This is a genomic window from Solibacillus sp. R5-41 (assembly GCF_002736105.1).
Taxonomy (GTDB): domain Bacteria; phylum Bacillota; class Bacilli; order Bacillales_A; family Planococcaceae; genus Solibacillus.
The window spans coordinates 394595-417848 of record NZ_CP024123.1 but is presented as its reverse complement, the minus strand read 5'-3'; the positions used below and the strand labels follow the sequence as shown (position 1 = coordinate 417848).

At 37.2% G+C, this 23254-nt stretch carries 20 protein-coding genes; 9 read left to right on the top strand and 11 right to left on the bottom strand.

Going from position 1 to position 23254, the window contains the following annotated elements:
* Positions 1-89 precede the first annotated feature (89 nt).
* A complete protein-coding gene (locus CSE16_RS01990) occupies positions 90-953 on the top strand; it encodes an EAL domain-containing protein (RefSeq protein WP_172954343.1) in 864 nt (287 codons plus the stop codon).
* Positions 954-1023: 70 nt separating this feature from the next.
* Here the strand turns inward: CSE16_RS01990 and CSE16_RS22140 are convergent, their stop codons facing one another.
* On the bottom strand, positions 1024-1146 hold the full coding sequence (locus CSE16_RS22140) for an N-acetyltransferase (RefSeq protein ID WP_371514629.1): 123 nt from the start codon (positions 1144-1146) through the stop codon (positions 1024-1026).
* Between the two features lie 517 nt (positions 1147-1663).
* On the opposite strand from CSE16_RS22140, the gene CSE16_RS01980 reads away from it, so the two are divergent.
* Positions 1664-3856 (top strand): DNA topoisomerase III, encoded by a 2193-nt coding sequence (locus tag CSE16_RS01980; RefSeq protein ID WP_099422319.1) that lies wholly within the window; start codon positions 1664-1666, stop codon positions 3854-3856.
* 441 nt (positions 3857-4297) lie between these two features.
* Entirely contained in the window at positions 4298-4498 is a 201-nt protein-coding gene (locus tag CSE16_RS01975) for a cold-shock protein (RefSeq protein ID WP_099422318.1), read from the top strand.
* A gap of 149 nt (positions 4499-4647) precedes the next feature.
* Here CSE16_RS01975 and CSE16_RS01970 read toward each other — a convergent pair whose 3' ends face one another.
* The 5 genes from CSE16_RS01970 to CSE16_RS01950 all read right to left on the bottom strand — a co-directional run bounded on the left by CSE16_RS01970 (position 4648) and on the right by CSE16_RS01950 (position 10889).
* Positions 4648-5358, bottom strand: a complete 711-nt coding sequence (locus CSE16_RS01970) for an ABC transporter permease (RefSeq protein ID WP_099422317.1) — start codon at positions 5356-5358, stop codon at positions 4648-4650.
* Positions 5358-6203 (bottom strand): ABC transporter ATP-binding protein, encoded by an 846-nt coding sequence (locus CSE16_RS01965; protein WP_099422316.1) that lies wholly within the window; start codon positions 6201-6203, stop codon positions 5358-5360. Before CSE16_RS01965 ends, CSE16_RS01970 begins: the two co-directional genes overlap by 1 nt.
* Before the next feature lie 147 nt (positions 6204-6350).
* A complete protein-coding gene (locus tag CSE16_RS01960; protein ID WP_099422315.1) occupies positions 6351-7286 on the bottom strand; it encodes a response regulator transcription factor in 936 nt (311 codons plus the stop codon).
* Between the two features lie 114 nt (positions 7287-7400).
* Complete coding sequence (locus CSE16_RS01955; RefSeq protein WP_099422314.1) at positions 7401-8567, bottom strand: aminotransferase-like domain-containing protein; 1167 nt, start codon at positions 8565-8567, stop codon at positions 7401-7403.
* Between the two features lie 126 nt (positions 8568-8693).
* Positions 8694-10889: a HelD family protein gene (locus CSE16_RS01950; protein ID WP_099422313.1), complete on the bottom strand. Its 2196-nt coding sequence runs from the start codon at positions 10887-10889 to the stop codon at positions 8694-8696.
* 834 nt (positions 10890-11723) lie between these two features.
* On the opposite strand from CSE16_RS01950, the gene CSE16_RS01945 reads away from it, so the two are divergent.
* Positions 11724-12767, top strand: a complete 1044-nt coding sequence (locus CSE16_RS01945) for a Cj0069 family protein (RefSeq protein WP_099422312.1) — start codon at positions 11724-11726, stop codon at positions 12765-12767.
* A gap of 91 nt (positions 12768-12858) precedes the next feature.
* Here the strand turns inward: CSE16_RS01945 and CSE16_RS01940 are convergent, their stop codons facing one another.
* Together CSE16_RS01940 and CSE16_RS01935 are read right to left on the bottom strand one after the other, a co-directional pair.
* Positions 12859-13413 carry an NADPH-dependent FMN reductase gene (locus tag CSE16_RS01940; RefSeq protein WP_099422311.1) on the bottom strand — a complete coding sequence of 185 codons (555 nt, stop codon included), beginning with the start codon at positions 13411-13413 and terminating at the stop codon, positions 12859-12861.
* Between the two features lie 482 nt (positions 13414-13895).
* Positions 13896-14708, bottom strand: coding sequence for an oxidoreductase (locus tag CSE16_RS01935; RefSeq protein WP_099422310.1), 813 nt, complete (start codon positions 14706-14708; stop codon positions 13896-13898).
* A gap of 121 nt (positions 14709-14829) precedes the next feature.
* On the opposite strand from CSE16_RS01935, the gene CSE16_RS01930 reads away from it, so the two are divergent.
* The 5 genes from CSE16_RS01930 (at position 14830) to CSE16_RS01910 (ending at position 19464) form a co-directional block, all read left to right on the top strand.
* Positions 14830-15870 carry a CMP-N-acetylneuraminic acid synthetase gene (locus CSE16_RS01930; protein ID WP_099422309.1) on the top strand — a complete coding sequence of 347 codons (1041 nt, stop codon included), beginning with the start codon at positions 14830-14832 and terminating at the stop codon, positions 15868-15870.
* Between the two features lie 311 nt (positions 15871-16181).
* Positions 16182-16367 (top strand): SE1832 family protein, encoded by a 186-nt coding sequence (locus CSE16_RS01925; RefSeq protein WP_099422308.1) that lies wholly within the window; start codon positions 16182-16184, stop codon positions 16365-16367.
* Positions 16368-16508: 141 nt separating this feature from the next.
* Positions 16509-18080, top strand: a complete 1572-nt coding sequence (locus CSE16_RS01920) for an ABC-F family ATP-binding cassette domain-containing protein (RefSeq protein WP_099422307.1) — start codon at positions 16509-16511, stop codon at positions 18078-18080.
* A 531-nt stretch (positions 18081-18611) separates the two neighbouring features.
* Positions 18612-19013 carry a transcriptional regulator Spx gene (gene spx / locus CSE16_RS01915; protein WP_099422306.1) on the top strand — a complete coding sequence of 134 codons (402 nt, stop codon included), beginning with the start codon at positions 18612-18614 and terminating at the stop codon, positions 19011-19013.
* A 25-nt stretch (positions 19014-19038) separates the two neighbouring features.
* Positions 19039-19464 carry a MarR family winged helix-turn-helix transcriptional regulator gene (locus CSE16_RS01910; RefSeq protein WP_099422305.1) on the top strand — a complete coding sequence of 142 codons (426 nt, stop codon included), beginning with the start codon at positions 19039-19041 and terminating at the stop codon, positions 19462-19464.
* A gap of 920 nt (positions 19465-20384) precedes the next feature.
* Here CSE16_RS01910 and CSE16_RS01900 read toward each other — a convergent pair.
* From CSE16_RS01900 to CSE16_RS01890, 3 genes are all read right to left on the bottom strand, one after another.
* Complete coding sequence (locus CSE16_RS01900; protein WP_099422303.1) at positions 20385-20933, bottom strand: RNA polymerase sigma factor; 549 nt, start codon at positions 20931-20933, stop codon at positions 20385-20387.
* A gap of 218 nt (positions 20934-21151) precedes the next feature.
* Positions 21152-22678, bottom strand: coding sequence for an aminotransferase class V-fold PLP-dependent enzyme (locus CSE16_RS01895; RefSeq protein ID WP_099422302.1), 1527 nt, complete (start codon positions 22676-22678; stop codon positions 21152-21154).
* Positions 22665-23225: a glycerol-3-phosphate acyltransferase gene (locus CSE16_RS01890; RefSeq protein WP_099422301.1), complete on the bottom strand. Its 561-nt coding sequence runs from the start codon at positions 23223-23225 to the stop codon at positions 22665-22667. Before CSE16_RS01890 ends, CSE16_RS01895 begins: the two co-directional genes overlap by 14 nt.
* Positions 23226-23254: the final 29 nt, after the last annotated feature.

Here is a 23254-nt window from a genome sequence, read left to right as displayed (position 1 = left end):
TTTAATTATTTCTTTACAATATTCACATATAAAAATAATAATGCGACGCTAAAATAGAATTTACTAATGGAAAGAATGGGTGTAATCGAATGAAATTTTCAACGACTATTGAAGCAAAAATGTGGAACTCTCCTAAATATTATATGAAATCACTGTTTTTAAAAAATAAATCTATATTGCATTTAGCGCGCTTATTTTCTCTAAAGAATATTATTACCAAGCAAAAAATGACGACTTTTTTCCAACCAATATTGGATGTGCAAAGCAATGAAACATTTGCTTTTGAAGCACTTAATCGCCCTTTTCGTACAAACCTTTTTAAAAATCCAGATATCTTTTACGAATTTGTAGGTCAAACGAATCGTGTTTTTTCATTTGAATGCCTTTGCCGAAATTTATCATTGCTTCGATACCATGAAAGACTTCACCAAACATTCCCCGAAGAAAATTTCACGTTGTTTATAAATATCCATCCAAACATATTACTCGATAAAAATTACCAGAGTGGTGAAACATTGACACTGTTAAATTCTTTAAACATCGAGCCGGAACAAGTGGTGTTTGAGCTAACGGAGCGCAGTGCGGTGACGGATTTTGAAGAGTTTTCACGTGTCCTCTCGCATTATCGTTCGCAAGGCTTTCGAATTGCTGTTGATGATGTCGGCTCTGGCTATAACAGTTTAAAAACGCTTATTTACTTAAAGCCAGAATTTATTAAGCTCGATCGTTCACTTATTCAAAATATTAATGAGCATCCTGCACAGCAACAGCTGTTAATGGTCATTTTAAACTATGCGATTCAGTCTGGAACAAAGGTCATAGCGGAAGGAATTGAAACGAAGGAAGAGTACGAATTTATTCAATCTGCAGGCGTGCATTATGCACAAGGCTATGCAATTGGTCGCCCAGCAGAAAAACTTGCGCACGCAAAAAGCCCACTTATCCAGAGTTAACCTGGAATATGGGCTTCCCGATGCACACTACCGAAATTGAATTTTCGCCATTACTTATAATCATGCACACTTAACATATCGTTTTCTCTGCTACTATATCGAATCCAACCTTACGATAAAATTGAATATTCCCTTCCTCACTGCTTCGAACTTTGCATGTAACATAGCGCTTCCCTTCCATTTTTGCTTGCATTTCAATAAAGCGAACAAACTGCTTTGCAAATCCTTTTCCTTGCATAGTTGGAAAACTGAAAGACGAGAAAAATGAAGTGCATCTGCTTGAGTTACAATTTTTACAATAGCGACTAGCTGTTCATTTATTCGTCCACCCCAAACGCGAATCCCCTTTTGCAATTCCTTTTCAATTGTTTGTGGCGTTTCCACTAACGTACTCGATGGAATTGGATCTTCCTTATAACGTTCAAAGGCGAGATGTATTACTTGGCAAATATCCTCTGTATTTTCACACGGCACAATAATCATCAATATCCCCTTTTGTATAATTAATCATTAACATTTGTAATAATACATTAAATTCCAAACAACAATATGTCATCCGTAGTATTATTGCACTTACATTTAAGAAAAAAACATCCCTTTTACATAGGATAATGACTAGTTAAGCTACTAAGTAGTGGGCACGAAGCCATTCCACACTAGCACTTGTGGTATATTAAACAGTAAATAAGGTAATAAAGGAGTTAATATTTATGGCAAAAAGTGTAGTTATTGCGGAAAAACCGTCAGTAGCACGTGATATAGCAAATGTATTGAAATGTACGAAAAAAGGAAATGGCTTTTTAGAAGGCGACAAATATATTGTGACATGGGCGCTCGGACATTTAGTGACATTAGCCGATCCCGAAACGTATGATGTGAAATATAAAACGTGGAATTTAGAAGATCTTCCAATGTTACCTGAACGCATGAAATTAGTCGTAATGAAGCAAACGGGAAAACAATACAATGCCGTGAAAGCTCAGTTAACACGTAATGATGTTAATGAAATTATTGTGGCAACCGATGCAGGACGTGAAGGTGAACTCGTTGCACGTTGGATTATTGAAAAAGCCAATGTAAAAAAACCGATTAAACGTTTATGGATTTCATCCGTAACAGACAAAGCAATTAAAGACGGTTTCGCGAACTTGAAACCCGGTAAAAATTACGAAAATCTATATGCCGCAGCAGTTGCGCGTTCAGAAGCAGACTGGTATATAGGCTTAAATGCCACACGTGCATTAACGACACGTCACAATGCCCAGCTGAACTGTGGCCGTGTACAAACACCGACCGTTGCGATTATTGCAACACGTGAAGATGAAATTAAACATTTCAAAGCCCAAACCTATTACGGCATTGAAGCGCAAACATCTGATCAATTAAAGCTTACTTGGCAAGATGCGAAAGGCAATTCACGTAGTTTTGATAAAGAAAAAGTGGATGCTATCGTCAAAAAATTAGGCAATGGCAACGCAACAGTTATTGACATAGAAAAGAAACCGAAAAAAACATTCGCACCTGGTCTTTATGATTTAACCGAATTACAGCGTGATGCCAATAAAATCTTTGGCTACTCTGCAAAAGAAACATTAAATTATATGCAAAAACTGTATGAACAACACAAAGTTTTAACATACCCTCGTACAGACTCGCGTTTCATTTCATCCGACATTGTAGGCACACTATCTGAGCGCTTAAAAGCATGTGCGGTAGGTGAATATCGTACTTTGGCGAATAAAATCTTAAACAAACCAATCAAAACGTCTAAATCATTCGTCGATGACAGTAAGGTAAGTGATCACCATGCCATAATTCCGACTGAAGGCTATGTCAACTTTTCTGCGATGACGGACAAAGAACGCAAAATCTATGATTTAGTTGTTAAGCGCTTTTTAGCCGTGCTTTTCCCTGCTTTTGAATATGAGCAATTAACATTACGTGCCAAAATCGGTGATGAACAATTTGTCGCGAAAGGCAAAACAATTTTAGCAAGTGGTTGGAAAGAAGTGTATGAAAATCGCTTTGATGATGACGATTCAACCGAAGATGTGAAGGAGCAATTATTGCCGCGCATTGATAAAGGAAATACGTTAAACGTCAAATTAATCGCGCAAACATCAGGTCAAACAAAGCCACCCGCGCGCTTTAATGAGGCCACATTACTTTCTGCAATGGAAAATCCAACGAAATATATGGAAACGCAAAATAAGCAGCTAGCTGATACATTAAAATCAACTGGTGGACTTGGTACCGTTGCGACACGTGCAGATATTATTGATAAACTGTTCAATTCATTCTTAATTGAAAAACGTGGAAAAGATATTCATATTACATCAAAAGGTCGTCAGCTACTCGACCTTGTACCAGATGAATTAAAATCACCTACCACAACAGCCGAATGGGAAATGAAACTGGAGCAAATTGCATCTGGTAAGTTGAAAAAAGAAGCATTCATTAACGAAATGAAGCAGCACACAAAAACGATTGTTGCAGAGATCAAATCGAACGACAAAAAATATAAACACGACAATATCTCAACAAAGTCTTGTCCTGATTGCGGCAAGCCAATGCTTGAAGTGAACGGTAAAAAAGGCAAAATGCTCGTTTGCCAAGACCGTGAATGTGGTCACCGAAAAAATGTGGCACGCGTCACAAACGCACGCTGCCCACAATGTAAGAAAAAACTAGAGCTACATGGCGAAGGTGATGGTCAAATTTTCGTATGTAAATGCGGTCATCGCGAGAAACTATCTGCATTCGAAGCCCGTCGTAAAAAAGAAGGCGGCGGTAAAGTAGACAAACGCGCTGTTCAAAACTATATGAAGCAGCAACAAAAAGAGGACGAACCAATTAATAATGCGTTTGCAGATTTATTAAAAGGTTTTAAAGTAGACAAATAAAGTGGAAGAACTAGAGGAATTCTATCCTTTAGTTCTTCTTTTATTTCTTCTTAACTATTGTGATTTTTTTAAAGGAATATTAGCAATTATGAGTGTAAATTGGTTTATTTCCTAATAATTATTTCACACAAACTGCCCCTCACATTATCTTGAAATGGTAGGGAAATTTCATTATTCATGACAAATCCTATTATTACAGTATTTTCAATTACTTTGTCACTACATTTATACGAAAAAACAAAAATTCCCTCGTTTTCACCATAAATTATACTAGACAGTTGGATAATGTTGTTATACAATAAGGGTAATTAAATTGCTTAGCATGTAGACAATGAATTCACATATTAAAAAAGTGAACGTGTTCGCTCGCTTTTTTAATATGTGAATTTTTTTAATACACTAACAGTTTGATTAATTTAATTTTTTTGGAGGTTTTCTCTCATGCAACAAGGTACAGTAAAATGGTTTAACTCAGAAAAAGGTTTCGGTTTCATCGAAGTTGAAGGCGGAAACGACGTATTCGTACACTTCTCTGCTATCCAAGGCGAAGGATTCAAATCTTTAGACGAAGGTCAAAAAGTTGAATTCGAAGTTGAAGAAGGCAACCGTGGCCCACAAGCTACTAACGTAACAAAACTTTAATTTTCACTAATTAATAGTTCATATAGTTAGTTGCAAAAAAGGTACTCCACCCGTGGAGTACCTTTTTGTTTTGTCAGTAGCACAACGCAAGAAGATCAAAAAATCCGCTCAATAGATATACCCTTTGAGCGGATGTTTCTTCACCTTAATTATTCATCTTTTGTTCGCTTTTTAAAGAGCACAACTGAAATAATAATCGCAACTACCGACCAAACGAACATGACAAGAATCGGTGTTATTAAATCCATTGTAGGCACTTGCTCATAAATTTGAATTGCTAATATTAAGAGCTGCGAACTCGGTAACCATTGGACGATTTTATAAACAATATGCGTTTCCCCTAGTTGCATTGCAAGCGGAGCAAGAGAGAAAATAATCATAACTGGTAAACTAGCGAGAGACGCTTCCATAACCGTTTTTGTATATAATCCACAAATAATCCCCACTCCAATGTAAAAAACAGTTGATACGGCTAACGCCGCTACAAGCACTGGAATGTTTTCTGGTGTATAGCCTACTAAAAACATAGAGAACCCTAAAATAAATGCCGTTATTATAAAAACTAATACACTTTTGCCAAGTAAAATATCGGCGATTGACGCTGGAGACATCATTAAGCTACGTAAAGTATTGCGCTCCTTTTCTTCTGCAATTAAGCAAGCCTGCATATAGGCCGTTACCATTGAAAATGTCATATTAATCGGGAAGATATATGTCTGTATCGAATTGCTTCCACTTTTCCCATAAACTAACGCAAGGACCAGAGGAACTAACATGACAGATGAAACAGCAAAATTCCTTGAAAATTCCTTATAGTCCTTCATGAAAATGGCTTGAATTCGTTTAATTGAAATGTTCATTATAAGTCACTCCCAGTTAATTGTACGAAAATATCACCTAGTGATGGTTCGTTTGTGTTAATTCGCTCTACTTGTTGCGCACTCATCCAATTGAATAATCGTTGTGCGTCTTCTTGACCATTAAGTAAAACATGTTTCTCTCCATCGGTTAATTCAACAGTGAAGGAATTATCACTATATTTCTTTTTCAGCATCGCTGGATCCCCGATTTCTTGAATTTCACCTTTATGCAAAAACGCAACCCGGTCACATAGCGTTTCCGCTTCCGACATATCATGCGTAGTTAAAAAAATTGTCGTACCAAGTTCATTAAGCTTTCGCAACCCTTTATAAATATGCTGTGTATTTACAGGGTCTAATGCAGATGTTGGTTCGTCTAAAAATAATAATTGTGGTTTATGCATAATCGTACGCGCCAAAATTACTCGCTGTGTCATCCCTTTAGATAGGTTATTCACTTTTTTCTTGCGCTCATTTTGTAAATTAACAAATTGCAGTGCTTCATCAATTGCACTTTTTGGTAGCCCGTATAAGTTACAATACAGTAATAAGTTTTCTTCTATAGATAAACGTCCGTATAGTCCACTATTATCTGTAAGTATGCCAATCTTCTGCTTGTTTTTCACTTGATTCATGTCCGCTGCATTTTGTTGAAATACGGAAGCTTTCCCAGATGAATGCGTTAGCTGCGCAGTTAAGATTTTGATTGTCGTTGTTTTCCCTGAGCCACTTGGGCCAAGAAAGCCGAATATTTCCCCTTTCTCAACAGAAAAGGAAACGTCCTTTAACGCTTCTTCCTTCCCGAACTTCATTTGCAAATTTTGTACATCAATAATTTTTGACATGTGCATGCCCTCCTTCAATTTAGTTGTTACGTTAAATTTAAAGGTATTTCATAAAATGCGCATTATATTTCGGGTGAATGGTTGTGTTTTCATGTTGTATAGCGTTATTTCCTGATGAATGGTACCGATTATTCCCCAGGAAATAGATCATATTCCGACAATATCCTTTAATTCTGTGAGCTTATTTCTAGAAATTGGCACTTCAGCTTTCGCAAAGCCTTGCAAGGATAGGCTGTAACTATTACGTGTCCACGAAATTATTTCCCTTACCTTTTGTAAATTGACAATATAAGAGCGATGGCATCTAAAAAATCCAAATGGTTTTAAGCGATTTTCTAAGTCATTTAATGTCAATGTGCAAGGAAAGGACTCTCCTCCCACATAAACAAACACATCCCCTTCTATACTTTCTATATAATCGATTTCTGGCGGGTTAAAGAGGATAATTTTTTCATCTTTCTTTATTGGAATTTTTTCAATTTTTAATTGAACGGTATCAATTTTGGAAGGCTCATTTAGTTCTTCCTCCATTTGTATAGGATGTAAGCCTTGTTCATTCAACCTGAAAATTTCACCACTCGAAATAATTAAGTCTTCAAGATTATTCGATAACAAAATAATTTGTTTTTCATCGTTCTGTAGCAATGATAGTAAGTGCATAATAATTTTACGTTCTACTTGCTGCAAATTTTGAAATGGTTCAATGAAAGCGATGCATTGTTTTTGCTGTAAAAGAGGTTGAATAAAGCTCAATAAGCGTTTTTCACTTGAAGTTAACTCGCCTACTTTGTTTTTTAATTGTTGCTGAAGCCCAAATTCCTTCCAAAGCTGTTCTGCGGGAATCTTTGTCTCATAAAGCATTGTGTAATAACGAAAAGTTTCCTCTACTGTTAACCGATCGTATTGTCCATCTTCATGCATATGTACATAAATATTTTGTTCTTTTAATAATTGCTGCTTTAAATAATTTATCTTCGTAACATCGGTATTAATAGCCGTTATTTTATTTTCGATTTTTAAATTAATCGCTGGAATTAAAAGTTCTCCAGCCTCTATACAAGGTTTGAGTGAAATATCTATCAATGGGCAACCTCCTTCATTTATGTAAATTATGGTAATTACAGTATACTACAAGAACTTAACAAAAAAAAAGCAAGTCCTGTTCCTTTAAAATGGAACTGAACTTACTTCACTATTTTATAAAATCTTCCCTAACCGTTTAATTCCTTCTTCAATCATCTCAGGTGTCGCATTTGTATAATTCAAACGCATTGTGTTAACACCTGTTTTACTTGTATAAAAAGGATCCCCTGGAACAAATGCTACTTTTTGCTCCATTGCTTCATGGAATTTTTCGAGAGCCGATGCGCCATTTTCCATCGTTACCCAAATAAACATACCACCATCTGGCTTTGTATACGTCACATGTGGTGGGAAATATTTTTCCATTGCCGTAAGCATTGCATCTGATTGCGCTTTATAAAGTGCAGTAATTTTTTCAACATGCTCTTCGTACGCATTATTCGTTAAATAATCATGCAAAATGTATTGCGCGAAAATATTTGTATGCAGGTCAGATGCTTGTTTAGCCGTTTCGATATGACCTAACAGCTCATGATTTTTCGTTAAAATATAACCTAAGCGCATCCCCGGCGTCACCGTTTTTGAAAATGAACCAAGCACGACGCTATTTTCCATTTTTCCTGCCGCAATATATGGAAGGTTCTCCCCTGTAAAGCGTAATTCACCATATGGATCATCCTCGATAAAAATGACATCCTCACCCTTTACCGCTTCATATACTTCTTCACGACGCTCTTTTGTATACGTTAAACCAGTTGGATTTTGGAAGTTTGGTACGGTATACACCATTTTCACCTTTGGTTTTTTTAATGCTTCCTTTAATGCCTCAACATTTATACCCTCTTGCTCTAATGTCACACTGTGAAATGCTGGTTGGCGCAATGTGAACGCTTGAATTGCGCCCAAATAGCCTGGCTCCTCAATAATAATGCCATCGCCCTTATTTAATAATACTTTCGAAATGAGCTCCAATGCCTGCTGAGAGCCTGTTGTAATAAAAACATCCTCTGGTTTAAAATCCAATCCAGGCTGCTTTTGATTGTATTTATTCGCAATATACTCACGCAATGGTAAATAGCCTTGCGTCGTCGAATATTGAAATAATTTCGCACCATTTTCATCAATTGCATGTGCAATAGATGTTTTTAATTGCTCGATTGGAAATGAAATTGGATTCGGTAGACCACCGGCAAATGAAATGACATCTTCCGCATCGGTCACCTTTAAAATATTTCGAATGAATGATGATGGCGTGTACAAAATGCTATCAGAATATTGCATAAGTTTAGATCTTCCTCTTTTTTATAATTTTCGAAATTTTATCACTTTTTAAATTTCTTTACAAGTACGTTTTGGAATTCAAGCAGAACTAAGCAATAGTGAGTAAATGAATTATTAAAAAGTCCTTTAAATCGTTTGAACTTCTTTGCAATAATGCTGCGATTCGATGTGTGCAAGTGCTCTTGGCAATTGTCCGCGCGTTAAAAGGAATAGTTTCCTCGTTGCACGTGACGCGATCGTATATAGAAGATAGGCGTCCATTTCTTCCACGTATACATTTGCATTGGCATCCGCTAACACAACCGTTGTAAATTCAAAGCCCTTCGCCATATAGCCTGGCATAATGAGGATTCCCTTCATATACACTTTTTGTTTTTCTGTCACGAGCTGCAAATCGGGCACAAGTGGCTTTAAGGCTTCATATAACTGTTCGCAAGCTGCTTTATTTTTGCATAAAATTACAAAGCTATCCTCCTCCTTATACTGCTCCACAATAAGTTGCTGGATTGCTTTTGGGGATTGCTGTGTTTCAATAATTTGTGGTTTATCACCCGCTACACCAAGGGAAAGTGTCGTTGTATTTTGTAAAATCGCACTCATAAAATCAGTAATTTCATTTGTAGAACGATAAGATTTATTGAGTTCTACTACTTTAAAATGCTTAGAAATGGGCCCATCTAATGAATCTTTCATTTGGGGATGCACAATTTGATTGCGATCACCAAGTAACGTGTAATGCGCTTTTGGATGCATCACCTTTAGCGTGAGCAGCTGTAAATAAGAGTAATCTTGAATTTCATCAATAACGATATGCTTAATGATGTTATTCGCATATAGCCCTTTCACAACTGATTGTAAATACATCATCGGTGCCAAATCTTCATAATTAAGTACGTGATTTTTCAAATTTTGTGCTGTGCTCGCCTGTACGGCCTGTGTGAATAAATTGTCATTTGTATACGTTATTGATTGTAAATACATTTTATGAATATTCACAAAGCCGAGCTGTTCAATCGTTTGTTCAAGTCTGCCGAATCGCTTATTTAATTCATTATGTGCTTGCTGTTCAAGTTCTTTATCCGAGCCAATATAAGCGTTGACCGCACGTAATTCCTTCATGCGCACACTCATTTCCTTTTGCTTTCGTTCACGTAGCTTAGCGTGCAGCATTGTACGAATTTTTTTCAAACGGAAATCTAAATCGAGTTCGCCAAATTTCTCATAAAAAAGTTGGGATAGCTTGCGGGCTGAAATAAATACTTCCTCACCCATCTTCAAATTATAAAACGGGATACCCGCCTTTTTAACACTTTCAATATAGTTAAGCAGCTGTTTCGTATAAGGATGTGAGCCTTTAAAAGCGTAATGCTCCCGCGCCTCTGCATCCGCCTTTTGCAAGCGTTCAATATTCTCATAATTCGTTTCACATTTATATTGCGTCAACTTTAAATCGCGAAGCAAACGGAAATAGGTCGTATGCTGTACATTTTCCTCGCCTAACTCCGGAAGTACATTCGAAATATAATCATTAAATAAATCAGACGGTGAAATGAGTAAAATACTGCGCGCATTCATCGTTTGGCGATATTCATAAAGTAAAAATGCGATTCGCTGCATGGCAACCGATGTTTTTCCACTACCTGGAGGACCAAGCACAATTAAATTATCCTTGTTGGACGAACGAATGACGGCATTTTGATCGCTTTGAATCGTGGCAACAATCGACTTCATTTTTTCCTTCGCCGTATCTGCAAGCAATCCTTGTAACACTTCATCTCCAATGTAAATATCCGCATCGAATAATTGCAGCAACTGGTCGTATGTTATTTTATATTGGCGTCTTCCTTCTATTATTACGTCAATATATTCGCCATCTGGAATTTGATAACGAGAAGGTCCTACTTTATTTTCGTAAAATAGACTTGAAATCGGTGCTCGCCAGTCAAAAATGAGCATATCATCCGAAACCGGCTCACGAAATGTCGAGAGCCCGATATATAAATGCTCCGGCTCACCTAGTTCATTTTTTATAGAAATCCGTCCAAAATATGGACTTTTATATAAGATTTTAGATTTTGCTAATTGCTCATTCACATTCAAATATTCACGTTCACGGAGCTGCATCGTTTGCAACATTTGCGAAAATTGAATCGCATTCTCCCCTGAAACATCATTAAATTCAGAGGAAGCAAATGTACGCTCCTCGACAATTTCACCTTTTTGTTTTTTCAATTGAACTGTTAATGCTGCTATATGCATTTTAAGGAGTTCACTAATTGTTGATAGATGTGTCTGCTCCTGCTGCCAAATATTCTGTTCCATTTTTTGGCCCCCTTAATTTTTAGAACTGTTTGATTTTACACGAAATCTAATGCTACCTCAAAATGCCTTGCTGTTCAATCAACAGATGCACTTTATTTAATTGGCCTAATTTGGTTTATTTGAATTTCCTGGTAAATTTTAATCCTTCATATTATCCCTAAATGTAAAATTTCATGAGAACCTCATGTAGTATAGACACATTTTCTTCATATTTCTTCACTTTTACTGAAACGCAAATTTTTATTTAGAATTAATACCTTATGCCTAATTTTTAAAACTGTTTATTATTTTCAATTTGCGTTGTGGAATAAAGGAATTTAACTATTTCACGGAAAATATGTGATGCCAATGGTTTTTTTACTTTACCCTTCTCACAGTTGTTTTGAATCGTCTCAAAATACTAACAAACAGACAATCAATTATGCATCGGCGTAATTGCGTCCAGATTTTTTTGAGCTTGTTCGAAAAATTCCGCGAAAAATCTGTGACATCCACCTCGGGCATTGGGCCAACACGACGTTGGTCACTCAGGCGTTGCCGCACGACGCGGCGTCCTTAGCCTGATTTCCTCTGTTCAGCCCAGGTTTGAACCCCTACTGAATTAAGGGCATATTAGGTATTCGTCCACCACTTATAGAAGTGGTGGACTTCAGCTGAAGCAAGTTAAAATACAAATCCATTTTATTAATCACTACAAATCCACTCTACTTTAAAGACCAATATTTCGTATATCTAAGCATTTTTGTAACAATTCCGCTACATTTCCTACATACAACGCAATCATTACAAGTTATTATGGAAGTGAAATTCATAATTTGAAAGGAGCATTCTCATATGAGAAAAGTAATATTTTTTGAAGTACAAGGTGGAAGTGATAAAGGTTCAAATGGTTATCGTGGTGATACAATGCCTATGGTGGATGCACTAAAGCAGCGAGGGCAAAATTCAGAAGTGATATTTTTTGAATTGGAGAAACGTGATGAAATTTTTAACTATGTAAAAGAGCATGCAGCTGCCTATGTGTCTCGTATTAATCCTGGTAACTTAAAGTACGAAACCGAGTATTTTGAAATGCTTCGTGAATTATGTAATGAGGGTGTGATTGGTATGCCCCATCCTGATGCGATGATTGGCTACGGAGCAAAAGATGCGTTAGTAAAACTACGTCATACATCACTTGTACCTGAGGATACGTTTGCATACTACACTATTGAAGAATTTAAATCCGCCTTTCCTAAAGCACTTGCTACTGGCGAACGTGTATTAAAACAAAATCGCGGCTCAACAGGTGAAGGTATTTGGCGTGTACAAGTTGTCGATTCACTTGCAGAAAATGCTATAGAAGTACCCTTAACAGCACAAATTAAATGTACAGAAGCAAAGGATAATCATGTTGAATATCATACGCTGGAGCATTTTATGACGTTTTGTGAGCAATACATCGTTGGTGAAAATGGCATGCTTGTTGATATGAAGTTCCTTCCACGTATTAAAGAAGGCGAAATCCGTTTATTCATGCTGCGTAACAAACCGGTTAATGTCGTACATAAAAAACCCGCAGAAGATGCTGAAGCCTTTAGCGCTACTTTATTTTCTGGCGCACATTACCGCTACGACAAGCCCGAAGAATGGGCTACACTTGTAAACAGTTTTTTAGGCCAACTAGAGGAAATAACAGCGCTACTCGGTGGTCATGATTTACCATTAATTTGGACAGCTGACTTTATTTTAGATACAGATGAGAACGGTGCAGATACGTATATTTTAGGTGAAATGAATTGCTCATGTGTTGGCTTTACTTCTGAACTTGAACTTGCGCATGATGTTGCAGAAGACATTTTAGCTTGTCTTCACGAAAAAACGCCTAGCACCATCTAAACTATTACGATGTTTCACCACTTCAAATACAAAAATCCTGCATCCCCTATTTAAAGGAGATGCAGGATTTTTGTCATTTATATAGAAGCTTTTACTGCATATCAACCGGTTGCTTTGATAAAGTTTTACTCGCTTCGCAATAGTGAACAAATACACGTGCAAGTTCACGTAAACGGTTGTGTACGTCTTCATCAATAATTTTATTGTCTTGATCAAAATGATCTGCATGTGTATACACGTAATTTGGTGTTACTAAGCAGCGGAAATAATCAAGAATCGGGCGTAATTGATTTTCCAATACTAAATGATGCTGATAGGTCCCACCATTTCCAATAATTGCAGCTGGCTTATAGCGCAACGCTTTTGGCGAAATCATGTCGAATGCATTTTTTAATACGCCTGGGATGGATGCTTGGAAAATAGGAGAAGCAAAAATATAGCCATCTGCCTCCTCAAATTTCTGAATCATCGCTTTCATATCTTCATTAAGAGGGCTACCATCTAAAATTTGATGCTTTAAATTAGCGAAGTATAATATTTCTAGCTCTAAATCGGGATTAATCTCTTTAATATATTGTTGAACCTGCTCTAAAAGAACGCCGGTTTTGCGACCAAAAATTGTCCCATCGACAAGTAAGATTTTCATGTATGTTCCTCCATCTAACTAATATCTATACTATATTGTATCAGATGGACATAGCTGATTAATAGGGTTACTGCTTAAGAAACATGAATTTCAGTCTTTTGTCTGACTTTTTTACAATAGTATTTCATACAAATAATTCGTACCTCTATATGAGCATTTTTCTATGCTAAATTTACCATCTTAATAATCCATTGTCCCCCACCTATACGGATTTTGCGGTTCTCCGTCTATTATAAACTAAATTTAAGAATCCCTCTTCTAAAAATTCCCATAAAAAAGGGGGCGTTGATTTCCAATCCGGTCCAGACGCTTTCCGCGGGCACGGCTCCAACTAGCTTATTTCGAGATATATCTCGAAAAATAAGCGGATTTTCCACACGTGCTGTTCCCGCTGGAGTCGCCTCCCCTTCATTCCAATCAACTTCCTCTGATTAAATTTTCTGCCCCATAATGCAATCTAATTGGATTCACTTTAGCATCTATTACTTATCGTCTTTCCTATCTACTTCTTTTATTTTACTGCGATCAAATACGACGTCTCTATCAACAGGTGGGCAATCCTTGTCTTTATATTTGCCCCAATCAAATAATCCATCCTTTGAAGGTGCATCCCCGGTTTCCACTTCAGCTGGCATTTGCATTGCTGCTAATTGCTCTGATGTATAAATGGCTACGCTTTGTTTCCCCTCATTTAGCGCAATGATTTTCATTGCAAGTGCAATTTGATTTGCTGAAATGGATCGATATTTTGCCATTGGTCCAACAAATAACGGGTTCATTATTTTTAGCACTTTTGCTCCGATTAATTCACCTAAACGAAATTCTTGACGGTCTCCTATTATTAAGGATGGTCGAACGATTGATAATCGCGGGAAATTCATCTCGATTAATTCATTTTCCAACTTCCCTTTGACGCGGCTGTAATGAGCAAATGACTTTTCATTTGCACCCATCGCAGAAATGACAATGAAGTGCGGAACACCATGATTTTTGGCTAGTGCAGCTATTGATAATGGGTATTCAAAATCTACTTTCTCAAATTCTGATTGTGAGCCTGCTTTTTTGATTGTCGTCCCTAAGCAACAAAATATTTCATGTGCAAATTCCATGTCTTGATCCACAATTTGATCAAATTCACGAATCTTTACATTGAGCTTCGGATGCGTAAAAGATAGTTTTCTTCTCGAAATAACATTTACCGCAGCATATTTTTCACTATCACACAATAACTTCACAAGCGCCGAGCCAACTAAACCTGTTGCGCCTACCACTAAAGCTGAACGCATTCCTAACATTTAATTCACCCTCTCTTTATTATCGGAAAATTGAAATCACTGTTTTTATCTATTTCTATTTATACATACTTTCGGCAATTTCACCATATTTTATAGGGAATGTGGAAAGGATGGGATTGTGTTGCAAAAAAAGAAAATCGTATTTATTGTGGAGCATTGTGATATAAAGGGCACATATCCGTTTGAGCGCGCAGCTACTTTAGCGCAGTTATTGCAAGATCAAGGTGAAACGGTTTATCTATTTATTCGCACGGCCAATGAGCGTTTATTGGACAAACTGGCAAAAACGGATTTGAATGTACTTCTTTTTGAAAAGCCGCAAGAACTAAAAAAACATTTACGAAATTTAGAGCCGCATCTGGTGGTTCATGATGGAAAAGATACTCATATCGAACACATTGAGCTCATTCGCCCATTTTGTACGACCGTAGTTCATTTTGATGATTTTGGTCATGGAACACAGCTAATTGATTGTAATATTATTGCACTCTTTGAGGAGTCCCATGAACAACCTCTTGCGAATGAATTGGCAGGGAGCTATGCGTTTGCTGTATCACAAGAACTGGAGATGATTGCAAGTCATATCATCGACACTGGAGATATTTCCATCAAGCAAGATTTACCGCATATTGTTGTCGCATTTGAAGACGGAGATGTGAATAATTTAACGTACCGCACCCTCCGCCACTTAACGCAATTGCATATTCCGTTAAAAATTTCGGTGGCCATTGATGATGATTATTCACATAATGTAGAGGATTTGCAAATGATGGCATTAAGCCGACGCAATACTGAAATTGTTCGCCGTCCAGATGCCCTTCTCCACCTCATGCCTGAAGCGAATTTAATCATATGTAACGCAAACTATACGCCATACAAAGTGGCGGCAGCTGGTATTCCTTGTATTACTACTGCTCAGCATGAAAATGAGCTGAATTATGCATTTTCTCGTGAGGCAAATGGGTTTATTCATATTGGCCTTGGTCGAAAAATGAAGCAATCGATTATTCAAAATGCGGTGATGGAGCTGTTACTGCATGAACATCGTCGTGAACGAGCTGTCAAAAAGCAGCGCTCGCTCGATATTTTAACAAACAATGAAATTTTACAAACATTACTTCTAGATTTAGCTTATTCGCGCCATAATATTGCACATATTTAAAGACATAAAATATGTTCGCGATACTAACAAAGCATGAATGTACAACTTTCCCTTCCATTATTCGAACCTAAATTTAGACAACACTTATCCTAAATATTTCTCCGCTTACGATAATTTAATAATTTCCTTGACGACAAAAAAATCAATCGTATGATACAATATGTACAGATTAACTTGCTTCAGTGGGGTAAGTTAAAGCCTCTGCCAGATGTCACAGATTTTTAAGAGGAGCTTTTCGAGAATGCTCGAAAAAATCTGGACAAGAGTTAGCCGAGGCGTAATTGATTTTGGTTCGAAAAGGAGTAATTATTATGCCAACAAAAGGCCAGTTACAACAAGAAATCGCTGAATTAAAGATGGACTACATTAATCTTCAAGGCGATATGGAAAAGCTAGAATCAGTAGGTCATGCGGAATCAGTACAAAAGGCGCTTACCCGTCTTGAAAATATGGAAGCACAGCTTGCAGAACTAAATAAGCAGCTCGCAGCATTGTAATTAGCTTGCGAGTTTTTTTAATTTGAAAGACAACACCACAGCAAAATAGCGCGGAATGATGTTCTTTCTTACTATATTTTTTTAAAACAGACATCACTTTCTTACCCAATAAAAATTTCAAAATCAATCGGAGGATTATCTATGGCAATTTTAACAGTGGAAAATTTGGGGCACTCATTCGGTGACCGTACTTTATTTAAAGATGTTTCTTTCCGTCTCGTTGAAGGCGACCACATCGGACTTGTAGGAGCAAATGGTGTTGGTAAATCGACACTTATGGGTATTCTTACAGGACAAACAATCCATGATACAGGGAAAGTCGAATGGCTACCTGGAACACATTACGGCTATTTAGATCAGCATACAGTATTAACAGCTGGTCGTTCTATGCGTGATACGCTACGTGATGCTTTTTTACCCCTTTATAAAAAAGAAGAAGAATTAAATGAAATTACGATGCAAATGGCCGACCCAGATGCAGATTTAGAAAAACTATTAGAAGATATGGCAGAAATTCAAGATACATTAGATGCCGGTGACTTTTACACACTTGATATGAAAATCGATGAAATTGCGCGTGGTTTAGGATTAGATGCAATTGGTCTAGATCGCGATGTTTCAGCCCTTTCTGGTGGTCAGCGAACAAAAGTTTTACTAGCAAAGCTATTACTTGAAAAACCAAAAGTATTATTACTTGATGAGCCGACCAACTATTTAGATGAAGAGCATATCACATGGCTAAAAATGTATTTAAAAAATTATCCGTATGCATTTTTATTAATTTCACATGATACGGAATTTATGAATGATGTTGTAGACGTCATTTTACATTTAGAATTCACGAAAATGACGCGTTATACAGCGACTTATGAAAAATTTATTGAACTTGCAGAAATCAACAAGCGTCAGCATATCGATGCGTATGAAAAGCAGCGAGATTTCATCAAGCAACAAGAAGATTTCATCGCAAAAAATAAAGCACGCTATTCAACGAGTGGCCGTGCAAAATCTCGTGCAAAGCAGCTGGACCGTTTGGAGCGTATTGATCGTCCTGAAACTGCGGTGAAGCCAGAGTTTCAGTTTAAAGAGGCACGTACTCCAGGCCGTTACATTGTAGAGGCGGAAAACTTAGTCATTGGTTATGACAAAGAAAAACCACTACTTCCACCGCTATCATTCCAAATTGAGCGCGGTGAAAAAATTGCCCTTGTCGGAATGAATGGCGTTGGTAAATCAACACTATTAAAAACTATGCTTGGCAAAGTGAAACCACTTGATGGAAAAGTGACTTTAGGAGATTATTTATCACCTTCTTACTTCGAACAAGAGGTAAAAGCAGATAAAATTACGCCGATTGATGATGTTTGGAATGCGTTCCCTTCGATGGAGCAAGCGCAAGTTCGTGCAGCATTAGCAAAAGCTGGATTAAAAACAGACCATATTACACGCCCATTAAATTCCCTTTCTGGTGGCGAACAAGCAAAGGTACGTCTGTGTAAGCTTTTGATGGATCCTGCGAACTGGTTACTGTTTGACGAGCCGACGAACCACTTAGATATCGATGCAAAAGAAGAACTAAAGCGTGCGATGAAGGAATTCAAAGGCACAATCGTACTTGTATCACATGAACCTGAATTTTATGAAGGTCTTGTTACAAAAGTTTGGAACGTACAAGACTGGTTCACATCAGGCGAAACGAAAGAATTACAATAAGCTGAATTCAATAAACCCATTTAAAACCATCATTTTGCTTCTTTATGAAAATGGTGGTTTTTATTAACTAACTGCCTCTCTTTTCTCTACTCAATCAATTATGCCTCGGCATAATTGCGTCTGGAATCAACCGTGGGCATAGGCCAACAAAATGTTGGTCACACAGACGTTGCCGCAGGACGTGGCAATCTTAGCCAGAGTTCAACTATTTCAGCAGGTGTCCAAACACCCGCTGAAAGAAGTTAAATTTACAAAAATGTAATATAAAATTCCGAAACTTTTTCTTACAATAAACGTATAAATTTATATGACAGTGGGTAAATATTATAAAGGTGTAACTCTCACAAAAATAATGCAAGTTCATATATCTTCTTATATGGAATTCCTACTAATATATCCACCCTCATCTACTAAAAGAAAATACAAAAAAAGTATTGCATTCAAATTACCTTAGTAGTAAGATATAAGTATCAATAAATATCTTACAACTAAGCTATTACCAAATGAATATGGGAAAGCGAGGAAATTATTATGACAGTAACAATTTATACACAATCAAGTTGCTCTTCTTCACGAAAGGCATTGAAATGGTTAAATGAAAACGACATCTCCTATTCAGAAAAACGTACAACATCTCAACCTCTAACTTTAGCAGAGTTTAAACATATTTTAAGTATGACTGAAGACGGTACCGATGAAATTATCGCAACAAATTCTAATGACTTTAAAAACCTTGATATTGATATCGAACAACTATCAATTCAAGAATTATATAATTTAATCCAACAGCATCCTCGTATGTTGCGCAGCCCTATTTTACTTGATGAAAAACGCATTCAAATCGGCTATAACGAAATGGATATTCGTCGTTTCATTCCACGTAAGGTGCGTGCATTTGAGTTAAATGCCTTGCAAGAAATGGCCGTAGAATAGTGATTACATGTGGAGTTGACAATGAATGAGTGGAGTTAAACGCGAGCAATTGGCTATACTTTTTGAGACAATGACTTCTCTGGAACGAAGAGTTGCGAATGAATGGAATAGTCGTAATGAGCTAGGCTTTTCGAAATCGCATATTTTAATTTTAGAGTTTTTAGCAACGGAAGGACCGAAACGACCTTCAGCCATTGCGGAAAAGTTAAAAGTGACAACAGGTGGCGTTACCGTTTTAACGACAAAGCTACTCAAAGCAGGCTTTATCGAAAAAACGCAAAATGAAACCGACCGCCGCGCTTCGCAAATTCACATTACCGAATCAGGCTTGGAAATATTAGAGCGTTCTCGTCAGCAAGTTGAAACACTCTTTGAGCATCTTTTTGGCATGTTAACCGCAGATGAAATTAAAACACTTCGAGCGATTTTTGAAAAGTGCATGAGATTATAATAGTTGCTTTTTCAATCCATTAATACCTCGGAGTACTTGCGTTCAGATTTTGAATTGTACTTCTCTATAGAAAAACGTCATTTGACCCCGCGTCAAGTGACGTTTTTTTATGTATATAAATTGAACTAAAGAATCCCACTTTTAAAAATTCACCCCCAAAAAAGGGGGAGTTGATTTCCATTCCAGTCCGAACGCTTTTCGCGGGCGCGGCTCCAACTAACTTATTTCGAGATGCATCTCGAAACAAGTGGATTTTCCACTCGTGCTGTTCCCGCAGGAGTCGCCTCCCCTTCATTCCAATCAACTCCCTCTGATTAAATTTTTACCAACCTGACTTCTAATAATTTTCTTCCAAATATAAAATAAGTTTCATATATTAAATTCCTTTATTAAAATAGTAGTTCAACACTAAAATTTATTTTTCTAATATAGTCAAGCCTGTAATACATGCTGTTTACTCCCACTTTTATATCATATTTTTGTCACTTAAAAGGATCGAACAAGCGCAATTGTTATAAACTTCCTTTTCATCCACAGCTCCAAAAATAAGATGTTTTTTCCCATTGGGATGAAAATCTAATTAGGATGACGCCGCCCCTACGTAGCGGTGCAATTAATACAGAAAGATTCAGTAGCAAAACTTACACAGGAGAACTCAGGCTAAAATCGCCACGTCCTGTGGCAACGCCTTAGTGACCAACATCTTGTTGACCCGGTCTTGCACAAAGCACAAAGATTAATCGTACAGATTTGCGCAACAAAACTGTGTGACTCATTTGCTTAGCCAGCCAAAACATGCACAACATAATTAAAATCCATTATAGAAAACTTACAACAAAGGGATAGAAGCTTTTTTTTAACTTATATAGATAGTTGATCAACACAAAAAAACACCACTCTCTATGAATGGCGTTGGACATTTAAGCTGGTAATAATGTATCCGCTAGACTATCATCAGATAGTAAAATTTCTTTTAATCGCGCTTTTGCACGGAATAAACGTGATTTTACAGTACCGATTGATACTTTCATTAAATCTGAAATTTCTGCAAGGGAAAACTGATCAACATAAAAATACCAAAGTGTTTTTTGGTAAATCCCATCAAGTTGGCCCATTTTTTCTTGGACAATTTTTGTGATTTCCGTTTTTTCTATTTTTTCTTCTGTTGAAATCTCATTGTTGGGAACCAAATCTAAAATCGGTACGTCTAATTGTTCAGGTTGATTCATCATATATTTGCCACGTCGAACATTTTTGCGATAGCGGTCGCGGAATGTATTCATCGTAATCGTTGTAAGCCATGCTTTAACATGGTCAACATCTGCTACAGATGCTTCGTAGCGAACAACCTTTACCCAAACTTCTTGCATTAAATCTTCTGCCTCAACTTGATTGCGTGTTAATTTTAAACAAAGGTGATAAATATAACGGTTATATTCATCGTAAACGTTTGTTAATATTTCATTCATTTTAATATCCTCCGATAGATTTTTATTTATATGAGTTAAGTAATGTTTTTATTCATGAAGTGCTTTACTTCTTAACTCTATTTTGCCAAATTCATTACTTACACTCTATCGGATTGGCTTTCAATTTCCTTACAATACTGTAAGTTTGGATGTAATTGTTTGCACTATTTAAATGAACCCCTCCTATTGTTCAAGTAGTTACTGTTTAATCCCATATCTTACAACGTTTCCTTTACATAATGAAATAACTCACTGATCTTCTTAAAGTCTTTTTCGAAGTTTGGTTGGATTGTGCTAATTTGCGCGAGTTGGCGATGCTTTAAATAATCACTTGCACTGTGCAATAAATAGCCATTCAGTCCGCATATTGCGATGATTTCAGCCATTTTTAAATGCTGTATCGTTGCAATCATTGGATAGGCCTCTCCAACTAACAGGCTTGCAAATTCAGAATTCCTTACATCCTCAATGCGCTTTTGTAATAAAGCAAATCGTTTTGGGTACGCATTGAGCGCTTCATTTACGGCCATGACGAAATTATGTGGCAATGTAAAAGGAATTTCCTTTTCTATATAATAAGGTAAATTTAAGTACATCGGAGCATTGCTGTTTGTCGGTGCTTCCTTACAAAAAACAAAGGACAGTCCAGCAACCGTTCCGAGCGCTTTACCACTAACAGCTGTTGCATAATGAAGATTCGCCATCGAAAATGAAGTTGCCCCGAATGAGCTAATGCAATCTGCACAAAGCTTGATGTTATAACGTTTACCAAGCACGATTAAGCGCTCAAGCGGATTTATCGTGCTGTTTGATGTTTCGCCATGCACAAATAGCATATACCGATACGTTTGAAGTTGTAGTTTTTGTTCAATTTGCTCCAGTTCAAACGGTTGTCCCCAGCCGAATTCCATCATCTCAATTTGTAAACCCCACTGCTTTGCTTGTTTTGCTAAGCGATTGCCGAATTCTCCATTTACCAAAATAAGTCCACGTTCCTCATTGAATTCACTTTTCAACTGACCGAGCATCGCATCATTTGCCAATGTGCCTGTACCTACTAATGGAATCACAACATTTGTTTGTGCAAGATTTAGCAATTGCGCTTTCATTTGTTTGAGATCTTGTTGAAACTTTTCTGAACGATGTGATAACGTGGAATGCTCTAGTTGCTTCTCAAGTGCCACTGGTCCAGGATAAAAGATGTTATTTTGCTCGCGTAATCGCTCACGAAACCCCCTACTTGCCTCACGAGTTAACACCATTGGCAAATACAATGCCTCCTCTGTACCAACAGGAGGTGCGAATTGACGGAAACCCATTTGTGTATACAACTTTTCCTCACGCACAGTACCTGAAATAACACACGCGCTATATCCCTTATCATAGGAATAGCGGTAAATCGAGGTTGCCAGCTTTGTAAAAACGCGCCCATTACGATGTGCTTTTTTCACTGCGAGCAAGCGAAGTTCACATAAATAATGACAAAGCTCTTTATCCAAATGCTTCTCAACGTCTCCTATTTTTTGATCTAGTGAAAATGGTCGAGCATCTCGAAACGCCACCATCCCAACAATTTCTGTATTTTTATATACAATGAGATAAACGTTTTCTTCGTGAAATTTATCTATTAAACGACGAGCTGAGTTTGGTTCGTGTTGCGGAATTTCCTCTACAAACGTTTCATAATTTAAGGCAGCAATCGCGTCAAATTCTGCTTCAGTTGTTGCAATTTTACTCCAATACATCCGGCTTCACTCTCTCTAGTATATTTTTCTGTTGCTTCCATATGACAAGAAGAAGTGCCACACTCATGACCCATCCTGCTTCAAATTGGCTACTAATAAAAATTCCATATATTACAAATCCACTCACCATACTTAATGTTGCACTTTTTGTGATGAGCATACTGATTAAAAATCCTAATATAAATACGACGGCATGAACAGGTGAAAAGATCACCATTGCGCCGATTATTGTTGCGACCCCTTTTCCACCTTTTCCTTTATTCCAAAATGGATACAGATGACCGAGTACGACTGCAATGACTGCAAGTGCAATTGTTAATTCAGGTAGCTCCAGCATTCGTCCAATGAGCACAACTAATAATCCTTTTAATCCATCACTAATTGCAACGATGACAAAAGCTGATTTCCCAAGCGTTCTACCCGCATTACGTGCCCCTAAATTGCCACTGTTTGCGTTTTGTAAATTGACACCTTTTAGCTTTGCAACGAGCGCAGCAGTGAGTACCGTACCAAGGAAATAACTTGCAATGACATATAAATAAACCATTTCTGCTCCCCCCTTATAATAATTGTACG